The 8,918-nt window shown below is 55.5% G+C and carries 10 protein-coding genes and 1 pseudogene; 8 read left to right on the plus strand and 3 right to left on the minus strand.

Annotated features, from left to right (window positions below; all coding sequences use genetic code 11):
* Nucleotides 1-709: hypothetical protein (locus V7730_RS20760; protein WP_335749473.1), on the minus strand; the 709-nt coding region annotated here is incomplete at its 3' end.
* Between the two features lie 359 nt (nucleotides 710-1,068).
* The gene (locus tag V7730_RS20765) at nucleotides 1,069-1,227 is read right to left on the minus strand and encodes a hypothetical protein (protein ID WP_335749474.1); all 159 of its coding nucleotides are present in this window, start codon (nucleotides 1,225-1,227) and stop codon (nucleotides 1,069-1,071) included.
* 898 nt (nucleotides 1,228-2,125) lie between these two features.
* On the opposite strand from V7730_RS20765, the gene V7730_RS20770 reads away from it, so the two are divergent.
* The 8 genes from V7730_RS20770 to V7730_RS20800 all read left to right on the plus strand — a co-directional run bounded on the left by V7730_RS20770 (nucleotide 2,126) and on the right by V7730_RS20800 (nucleotide 7,269).
* The gene (locus V7730_RS20770; RefSeq protein WP_335749475.1) at nucleotides 2,126-2,605 is read left to right on the plus strand and encodes a thiol-disulfide oxidoreductase DCC family protein; all 480 of its coding nucleotides are present in this window, start codon (nucleotides 2,126-2,128) and stop codon (nucleotides 2,603-2,605) included.
* Between the two features lie 436 nt (nucleotides 2,606-3,041).
* Nucleotides 3,042-3,629, plus strand: a complete 588-nt coding sequence (locus V7730_RS20775; protein WP_335749476.1) for a TetR/AcrR family transcriptional regulator — start codon at nucleotides 3,042-3,044, stop codon at nucleotides 3,627-3,629.
* Nucleotides 3,630-3,687: 58 nt separating this feature from the next.
* Nucleotides 3,688-4,104, plus strand: coding sequence for an organic hydroperoxide resistance protein (locus V7730_RS20780; protein ID WP_335749477.1), 417 nt, complete (start codon nucleotides 3,688-3,690; stop codon nucleotides 4,102-4,104).
* Nucleotides 4,105-4,108: 4 nt separating this feature from the next.
* A complete protein-coding gene (locus V7730_RS22785; protein ID WP_443070259.1) occupies nucleotides 4,109-4,285 on the plus strand; it encodes a hypothetical protein in 177 nt (58 codons plus the stop codon).
* 114 nt (nucleotides 4,286-4,399) lie between these two features.
* The gene (locus tag V7730_RS20785) at nucleotides 4,400-5,266 is read left to right on the plus strand and encodes an iron-containing alcohol dehydrogenase (protein WP_443070260.1); all 867 of its coding nucleotides are present in this window, start codon (nucleotides 4,400-4,402) and stop codon (nucleotides 5,264-5,266) included.
* A gap of 12 nt (nucleotides 5,267-5,278) precedes the next feature.
* Entirely contained in the window at nucleotides 5,279-6,313 is a 1,035-nt protein-coding gene (locus V7730_RS20790) for an NADP-dependent oxidoreductase (RefSeq protein ID WP_335749478.1), read from the plus strand.
* Nucleotides 6,314-6,323: 10 nt separating this feature from the next.
* A complete protein-coding gene (locus V7730_RS20795) occupies nucleotides 6,324-7,001 on the plus strand; it encodes a type 1 glutamine amidotransferase domain-containing protein (RefSeq protein WP_335749479.1) in 678 nt (225 codons plus the stop codon).
* Nucleotides 7,002-7,026: 25 nt separating this feature from the next.
* Complete coding sequence (locus V7730_RS20800; protein WP_335749480.1) at nucleotides 7,027-7,269, plus strand: glutathione S-transferase N-terminal domain-containing protein; 243 nt, start codon at nucleotides 7,027-7,029, stop codon at nucleotides 7,267-7,269.
* 356 nt (nucleotides 7,270-7,625) lie between these two features.
* Here V7730_RS20800 and V7730_RS20805 read toward each other — a convergent pair.
* A pseudogene (locus V7730_RS20805) lies at nucleotides 7,626-8,684 on the minus strand (IS110 family transposase).
* Nucleotides 8,685-8,918: the final 234 nt, after the last annotated feature.

Consider the following 8,918-nt stretch of genomic DNA (forward strand, 5'->3'; position numbering starts at 1 on the left):
CGATGAAATAGGTGTCGTTGTCCGTACCGCCATCGATGGTGCCTAGAACGGTGCCGCCAAAGCCGCGATAGATGTCATTGTTCCAGCTCAGTGTGACATCGCCGTCAATGGTTCCTATGTTGCGCATCATGGTCAGGCCAGTGGCTGCAACGTCACCGGAGATCAGTCCGGTGTTGGTCATCTTGACCTGGCTAGTGTTTGGAACCGCAGAAGAGCCAAGGGAATTAAATGTAACGTCACCGAAGATCAGCCCTGTATTGGCGATGAAATTATCTGATGGGGAACTGGTAGTGTTGGAATCGGTTAGAATGTCACCGGTGATCAGCCCGGTATTGGTGATGAAATTTTGTTGTGCCCCACTAAAGAGGGCCCTCAGCGCACCAAGGATTGCGCCGGAATTGTCGAGGTGGAATTCAGCGCCCGCGGCGTTGTAGATCGTTGGGCTATTATTAACAATCGGGCCGTTGATCACCCCAGTGTTTACAACCTCGCGGATGTCGTTACCGGCTGAGAGACTAAAGAAAGAGATCGTATAACTGCGAAAGGAGCTCATCGTACCGTGGTTGGCTACAAGGAGATCGCCCCCGTTCGTCGATACGGCGGTTTCCCCTGAAGATATTTCACCGTAGTTCACAACGGAATTGTTCGAACCTGAGTTGAGAAAAACGCCAAGATATCTGGCGGTTACCGACCCTTGTGCGCCAATCAAGATATCCGTGTCGTTGATCGTGCCGTTAAAGTCGATCGCATATTAAGATGCAATGGCACCCTGCACATACACACTCGCTCCTGACAATACGGTCGTATTATAGAACACAATTAGGCCGCCTGTCATGGAAACACCCGGCATAAGAATGACGTCGTCGGTGGGGTCCACAAGGTATACTGAATTTTGGTTTGTTGTAATAAATTCTATTGGCATGGTCTGATCCTTTTATCGCCGCACATATGTACGGCGCAGGTCGAATGAAGTGATTTGATCCCTGTGCAACCGCTCAGATATCCTTGAAATCGGCACCCCCTGTCACCGGATTGGTAATTGCGGCGTTGGTAACGGTGGCTCCCGTATCAGTCAGCAATCGCGGTATTACAGTTGGTGACCCGAACCAGAGCGCTGATATCCGCCCCGTCTGCACAGCAAGCGCCATCGGAGGCGTCGCCGTCGCGCACGACATAAGCGCGTGCAATGGCAGGCGCTGAATGCTTCGGCTGGCGTTTGGTGTTCATTTGGGCGCCGTTGAATGGTTGGTATTAAATTGAAATGATAAAGAGCTTGGAAATGAAGCCGTATTAGGACACCTCCATTGTCGAATCTCCCATGCTTCTTGTTTGCAGGTAAACTAAAATTATCCAATTAAATTAAGTACTTCCCACGCGGATTGAACATTCTGACTTGAGTGAAACTGTCGGCATCCCGATCTGGTCCAAGACGCAATGTAGACCCCGCTGTGCGCAACAGGGCCTAGGGCGTACCAAGGCCCGGCAGGTAAATGGAGCAGGACGCTCTTTTGAGCAGGGGAGTAGGTCGTTTATGGATGATCCGAGATGAGAGTGTAAGTTTCGGCCCATGCCTGCCGTTCTCTCTGCAACCGTTCCAATTGCCGAGATGGCAGCATCCGTAAGGGCGGACCCAAGAAACCTGCTTCGCTGGGGTAGACTGCGACAAAGCAGTATCCGTGGTGATCACACTGCTTTTCGGTCCTTGCACGACCTGAAATGTCCCGATCCGTCCCCCGCCGCTGCCCGGCATACCTAAGGTGCTGGTCAGCGGCTCCCTTATCGCATGAGATCCGATCTCAGCCTAAGACAAGCAATGTCGACTTCCGTTCTGGCTTGGGGCTCTGCTCGGCTAAGCAGCGAAGGTCTGCTTCCCGCCCTTGGTGAAGGCTGCCGCTTACGGCCCATTGCCGACCTTCAGCATAGGATTGCGATGCCGCAGTGCGGCCCGCCATAGGAGACATTCGTCGCAACCCCAAAATTGGGAGACGGATGAATTCACGCAACGCGGACGACGCTGCCATTATAGTTTGTATCGCCAAACTGGCATTTGCGGATCACGCTCGCCCACTGTTGTCGTTTCTTACGAAACGACGCATGCTGGGTCCAAAGAACTGTGGAGAGTAGAATGGCAGCACTTGCAGAGAGAACAGCCTATTCGTATCGAGAGGATCCAGCCGTTCCTGCCTTCGACGACAGTGGTCAAATAGCGGTCATGGACGGCGACTGCGCACTTTGCTCCTGGGGTGCGCGCACAATCGCGAAACTGGATAAAGCTGAGACGTTCCGCCTCTGCCCCGCCCAGTCAAAAACCGGCGATGCTCTCGTGCGTCATTACGGACTGGACCCGGTGGACCCTGAGACCTGGCTCTTTATCGAAGACGGGCAAGCATGGTCCGGTATGGAAGCGATCATCCGGATTGGCGAGCGCTTGGGCGGTGCAGCAAGGCTCGCCAGCCTGTTACGCGTTCTCCCGCGAGGGCTCCGCGAATGGATATATCGCCGTATAGCGCATAATCGGTATCGCTTCGGCAAGTCCGACATGTGCGCTACGCCCAACGATAAGCTGCGCCGAAGACTGATGACCTGGGCATTCTGGGCGATCTAAGTCAAGCGCTCAAAGGACCAATCTCATCCCATTAGCCGTCGTTCCCCAATACTTCAGAATGCTGCGGCGCAGCCTTTCAATGCCACCGTTCGTTTAGCTCGCAGCATTTTGAACTGTGTGGCCCAAACTAAATGTTCGTGTGATCCGGAACATCCCGAAGGGACGAAGGTGCCTGCTGAAGCTGCGGAAGGGCTCACTTTGCCGCCGTTTTCCCGGCCTGCTGGAAGCAGTCCTAACCGCAGACTAAGGGCGCGCTGAGCCGAGTTGCATCTGCGTGGTTTGTAAATATGTACATGGTGGATAGAGATGATGGCCGGTGCAGGTGTCGATCGGTTTATGTTTCCACACAGGCTATCAGCTTTTCTCACTTACTTGTGATAGAAAAAATGCTGCGTCCCTATAGACGACCGGTCTAATGACGCCTATGTAACCGTCCATGGAACAGCAAAACGACACCCGCTCACTTATATTAACCACAGGACGCCGCCTGACAGCCAAGCAGGGTTACACAGGCGTCGGCCTCAGTGCGCTCTTGAAAGAGTCCGGGGTTCCGAAGGGATCGTTCTATCACTACTTCGCCTCCAAGGAGGCTTATGGCTGTGCGCTGTTGAACGAATTTATGACAGAGTATGGCGTTCGCCTGACTGCGTCACTCGCGCATCCCGATATGGATGCGCGGTCTCGGATTTTCACCTATTTTGAAAGGTGGCGCACAAAACAACTTAGCCCGAACCCTGAGGACCGGTGCCTGGTCGTCAAACTGTCGGCGGAGGTTGCTGACCTTTCGGAGAACATGAGCAATATCTTGGAAAAAGGTGTGTCCGATATTGTGACGCATCTGGCGCGCACTCTCAAACAGGGGGCGGAGGATGGTACGATAGTCTCGCTCGAAGATCCCCGAGCCTCGGCGGAAATGCTCTATCATATGTGGCTTGGCGCCAGCCTGATGGCGAGCATCTCGCACAGTGATGCCCCCCTCAATTCCGCAATGGATGCCACAAGGGCGCTTGTTCCAGCACCCTAATTCTCAAAAATTTTTGCCAATTGTATAGACGACCGGTCTATTCAAGAAAGGAAAACCTATGAAAATCTTCTACAAAACCACCGCAACGGCAACCGGCGGTCGCTCGGGTACCGCCACCCTCAACGACGGCAGCTTTTCGGTCCAGATGGTCCGCCCGGACAGCGGCGATGCGGGGGTAAATCCTGAACAATTGTTCGCCATTGGCTATGCTGCGTGTTTCGACAGCGCGATGGAGCTGACGGCCAAGCAGCTCAAGCTGGACTCCACGGGGTCTAAAACCTCCGTCGACGTCGGCATTGGCCAACGCACTGAGGGCGGGTTCGGACTTGATTTGGACATCACCGTTCATCTGCCGGGCACGGCCCGCAAGGACGCGCAGCGTCTGGTCGAAGCGACGCATCAGGTCTGCCCATATTCCAACGCCACACGCAGCAACATCGACGTGCGCTTGCACGTCGAAACCGAAGAGGCCTGAACTCATGAACAATTTTGATTTTCGCAACCCGACACGCATCCTGTTCGGCAAGGGCCGTATCGCGGACCTGAAAGATCAGGTTCCTACTGACGCAAAGGTCCTGATCGTCTACGGCGGGGGCAGTGCTGAAAGGACCGGCGTTCTTGCTCAGGTGCGAGAGGCACTTGCTGGTCGCACTTAGGTCGAGTTCGGTGGGGTGGAGCCGAACCTGCGTTTTGAAACCGCACTCAAGGCGGTTGAGCTGATCGGCCAAGAAGACATTACTTTCCTGCTCGCAGTCGGCGGCGGGTAGGTCATCGACGCCACCAAGTTCATCGCGGCGGCCGCTCTGTATGACGGCGACGCTTGGGACATCCTGACATCGCGCGGGTCGGTTGTGACAGATGCCATGCCGTTCGACACCGTGCTGACGCTTCCCGCGACAGGATCAGAGATGAACCCTGCCTCTGTCATCACCCACGCAGAAAAGGGCGCAAAGCTGCCCTTCATGAGCCCGCATTGCTATCCCGTCTTTTCGGTGCTGGACCCGGAGGTCACTTATTCGCTGCCGCCCCGCCAGATCGCCAACGGTGTTGCTGATGCCTTTGTTCATATCATCGAACAGTATCTGACATATCCGTCTGCGGCGCGCGTTCAGGACGGTTTTGCCGAGACCCTGCTGCGGACCCTGATCGAGCTTGGACCCAAAGCGCTTGAAACGCCGGACGACTACGATGTCCGCGCCAACCTGATGTGGACGGCAACGCTGGCCCTAAACGGTCTGATCGGTGCGGGTGTTCCGCAGGACTGGGCAAGCCATATGATCGGGCATGAGATTACAGCATTGAACGATACCGATCACGCGCGAACTCTGGCTGTAGTGCTGCCATCGCTGATGAACGACCAGCGCGGCCCCAAACGTGAGAAACTGCTGCAATATGCCGCCAACGTCTGGGACATCCGCGAGGGGTCCGAGGATGACCGGATCGACGCAGCAATCGACGCCACGCGCGGATTTTTTGAGGCGATGGGGATCAAGACACGGCTGGGTGACTACGACATCGCCGCGCCCGAAATTGATCGCATCGTCACCGCTCTGAAGGACCACGGCCTGACCGCGATTGGCGAACATGCCGCCATTGCCCCCGACGATGCCCGCCGCATTCTTGAAGCGGCCCTATAGGAGATTTTAAACATGATGCAGACCGAAACAGTCAACCGCCAGCTTGTGCTGTCGGAGCGTCCCAAAGGCGCGCCGACCAAGGACACACTCCGTCTGGTCGAGGGGGAGGTACCTTCTGCCGGCGCGGGTCAGATGCTTTTGCGCACGGAATTCCTGTCGTTGGACCCTTATATGCGGGGGCGCATGAGCGATGCACCCTCTTACGCAGCACCCGTAGAAATCGACGGCGTCATGCAGGGCGGAACAGTGGCGCAGGTCGTTACCTCGAACGTCGATGGGTTCGCGCCGGACGACTATGTGCTCAGTTTCAATGGCTGGCAGGACTATGCTCTGACCGATGGTGCAGGCGTCACCAATCTGGGTAAATCGCCTGCGCATCCGTCTTGGGCGCTTGGGATCATGGGGATGCCCGGCTTTACCGCTTGGGCTGGTCTGACCCAAATCGGCGCGCCGAAGCCTGGCGAGACCATCGTTGTAGCAGCTGCAACTGGTCCCGTCGGTGCCACCGTGGGCCAGATCGGCAAGATCTTGGGCTCCCGTGTAGTCGGCATCGCTGGCGGACCAGACAAATGCGTCTACGCGGTCGACGAATTGGGCTTTGACGCCTGTATCGATCACAAGGCAGATGACTTTGCCGAACAGCTTGCCAAGGCCAGCCCCGAAGGCATCGATGTCTATTTCGAAAATGTCGGCGGCAAGGTTCTGGACGGGGTCATCCCGCTATTGAACCCGAACGCGCGGGTGCCAGTCTGCGGATTGGTATCGCAGTACAATGCGACCAGTCTTCCCGATGGACCGGACCGGATGAACTGGCTCATGGGGCAGGTTCTTCGCAAAAAAATCAAGCTACAGGGCTTCATCATCTTTGACGATTTCGGCCATCTCTATCCGGACTTTGCCAAAGAGATGGGTCCGTGGATCGAAAGCGGCAAAATCAAATACCGCGAAGAGATGATTGATGGGCTGGAAAATGCGCCCGAAGCATTCATCGGTTTGCTGAACGGCGAAAACTTTGGCAAGCGCGTCATCCGCGTTGGCCGCAACTGAAAGTAAGAACATGAAAATTCCAATGGTACTGACATCCCACGACACGCTCGGGGACACTGGCAAAAAAACCGGCTTCTGGCTGGAGGAGTTTGCGGCCCCCTACTACGTCTTCAAAGACGCCGGGGCGGATATCATCTTGGCCTCGCCCAAAGGTGGGCAACCACCGATTGATCCCTCCAGCGACAGCGCGGATGCGCAGACGGATGACACCCGTCGCTTCAAAGACGACAGCGACGCGCAAAAGCATCTCGCGAACACGCTGACACTCTCGGACGTGACCGAAGGGGGGTTTGACGCCATCTTCTATCCGGGCGGCCATGGCCCCTTGTGGGATCTTTCCGAAGACGCAGACAGCAAACGCTTGATCGAGGCCTTCAACGCCGCCGACATGCCCGTTGGTGCGGTCTGCCACGCCCCCGCCGTGTTCCGCCACACGCAAGGGACGGACGGCAAGCCACTGGTTTCCGGCCGCCGTGTGACAGGGTTTACCAACACCGAAGAAGAGGCCGTGGCCCTCACCGACATTGTGCCGTTCTTGGTTGAAGAAATGCTAAAGGCAAATGGCGGCCAGTATGAAAAAGGTGCGGATTGGGGCAGTTTCGTGATGCGTGACGGCAACCTCGTCACCGGACAAAACCCCGCCTCATCCGCCGTTGCCGCGCAAGAGATCCTTGCGCTGCTGAAGTAGGGGGAAATCAATAACCGACCTGATCCTGCATCACTATGAAGCCCCTCCCTATTCCAAAGAAATCAGGATTCCGATGGGTTTCAAGGGGCTGCCCGTCAGTCGTAGTGCGTTAATCGCGCCAAAGGCTGATCTGCTGTCCCTCACAGGTGACTTCAGTCGGGTGCCGGTGCTTCAGATTGGGGCGGATATCTACTGCGAGTCCGCCCTGATCGCCGCTGAGCTTGACCACAGGTTTCCGGCGCGCACCCTTTCCGAGTTGAAGAACTAGTTTTTCACACGTCCTAAAACGAACATCTACGTGTCTATGTGCAGTGCTCTGAACCCGACTTCGCGCCCGCAGCGAATAACCGCATGCCGCCCTTGATGTAGGGCGCAGTGAACGGCCCATATGTATGTATCGGCTGCTGTTCGCAAATGATTTCTGGCATGTTCTCGGAAGTCGCTCATATGTATCGGGCCTGTGATCGACACGCGGGTCGTGGCCTTGTTGGGGTTACACACGCGCCGTGATCTCATTACCGGACAGGTCGATTATGACCATTTGGGCCGTCAGACTCTGGAGGCGTAATATTTCCGTTCCATGCTTTCTATCTATCGCGAACTCCTTTGGATCGTGGTGGTGCTTTAGACGCCAGCCATGTTCTCATCTCTGGGCGCATCAAACGCCGTTTTATGTCTCAATATGCTCCACGCCATCCGGGCCAATTTATTCGCCAAAGCGACCGCCAGCTTGTTGCGATGCATGCGCTCTGATGCGCGTGTGAGCCATGCGCCGAAGCCGAAGTCCGGCCATCGGTGGGGTCGCATCAGGATAACCTTAGCCGCCTGAACGAACAACATGCGCAAATACCTGTTTCCACGTTTGGTGATCCGCCCCAAGATAGCTCGGCCGCCCGTGCTGTATTTTCGAGGGACCAACCCCACCCAAGCTGCAAAGTCACGACCACGATCGAAGGCCTTACCTTCACCGACAGCAGCCACCATCGCCGTAGAGATCATCGGTCCAATCCCAGGCACCGTCATCACGTTGACGCAGTTCTCTTCCATTCGGCTGATATCCTCGATCTCTTTTGAGACTGTATCGATCCGATCATCCATCCACATCCAATCACCATAGAGCCCGTTGAGTATCTTCCGCATCCGCGGCGATACCTCATCTTTGCGGTCTTCAAGGATGGTCTTGAAGGAATTTTTCAACGCACGCAAACCTTTGCGGAAAGTGATGCCCTGCTCAATCAAAAACGCCCGGATCTGATTGATCGTTGCCGTCCGTCGCGACACCAAGCGCGACCTGACACGGTGCAACGCTTGCAAATCGAGCTGGTCTTGGCTCTTCTCAGAGACTGCATTCAAGTTCGGACGCAGCGCCGCTTCAGCGATGGCTTCCGCGTCATTGTAGTCGTTCTTCTGGCCCTTATTGAATGGCTTTACGTAGATCGCTGGAATAATTCGAGGCTCAAAACCCATCTTGCGCAGCGTGCGACTGACAAAGTGGGCATTCAGACACGCCTCCATTCCGACAATACAGCGCGGCAACTTTTCGAACGTCGTGACCAATGCAAGGCGTTTGATCTACTTACGCAGAACGCGCTGACCATCGTGATCAAAACCAACAATGTGAAATGTGTCTTTACCAATATCGATGCCAACCGACATCAGATCATCAAACTCAACCTTCGCCATGCTACTTCTCCTAAATGTAGTTGAAACTAAGCTCAGTCTAACCTGCTGGGTGAAGCAGCCGGTACATCCCATTAGCCGTCGTTCCCCAATACTTCAGAATGCTGCGGCGCAGCCTTTCAATGCCACCGTTCGTTTAGCTCGCAGCATTTTGAACTGTGTGGCCCAAACTAAATGTTCGTGTGTGAAGTGGTCCGGCAAAATTGGACAGCGTGCTAAGATGTATCCAACCCGAAC

The sequence above is a fragment of the Sulfitobacter sp. genome, from assembly GCF_036961165.1.
Lineage (GTDB): Bacteria > Pseudomonadota > Alphaproteobacteria > Rhodobacterales > Rhodobacteraceae > Sulfitobacter.

Excerpts from the sequence above, each read along its gene's own strand:
- V7730_RS20765 (WP_335749474.1), bottom strand. The coding sequence starts at position 1,227 with ATGAACACCAAACGCCAGCCGAAGCATTCAGCGCCTGCCATTGCACGC.
- V7730_RS20770 (WP_335749475.1), top strand. The coding sequence starts at position 2,126 with ATGGCAGCACTTGCAGAGAGAACAGCCTATTCGTATCGAGAGGATCCA.
- V7730_RS20775 (WP_335749476.1), top strand. The coding sequence starts at position 3,042 with ATGGAACAGCAAAACGACACCCGCTCACTTATATTAACCACAGGACGC.
- V7730_RS20780 (WP_335749477.1), top strand. The coding sequence starts at position 3,688 with ATGAAAATCTTCTACAAAACCACCGCAACGGCAACCGGCGGTCGCTCG.
- V7730_RS22785 (WP_443070259.1), top strand. The coding sequence starts at position 4,109 with ATGAACAATTTTGATTTTCGCAACCCGACACGCATCCTGTTCGGCAAG.
- V7730_RS20790 (WP_335749478.1), top strand. The coding sequence starts at position 5,279 with ATGATGCAGACCGAAACAGTCAACCGCCAGCTTGTGCTGTCGGAGCGT.
- V7730_RS20795 (WP_335749479.1), top strand. The coding sequence starts at position 6,324 with ATGAAAATTCCAATGGTACTGACATCCCACGACACGCTCGGGGACACT.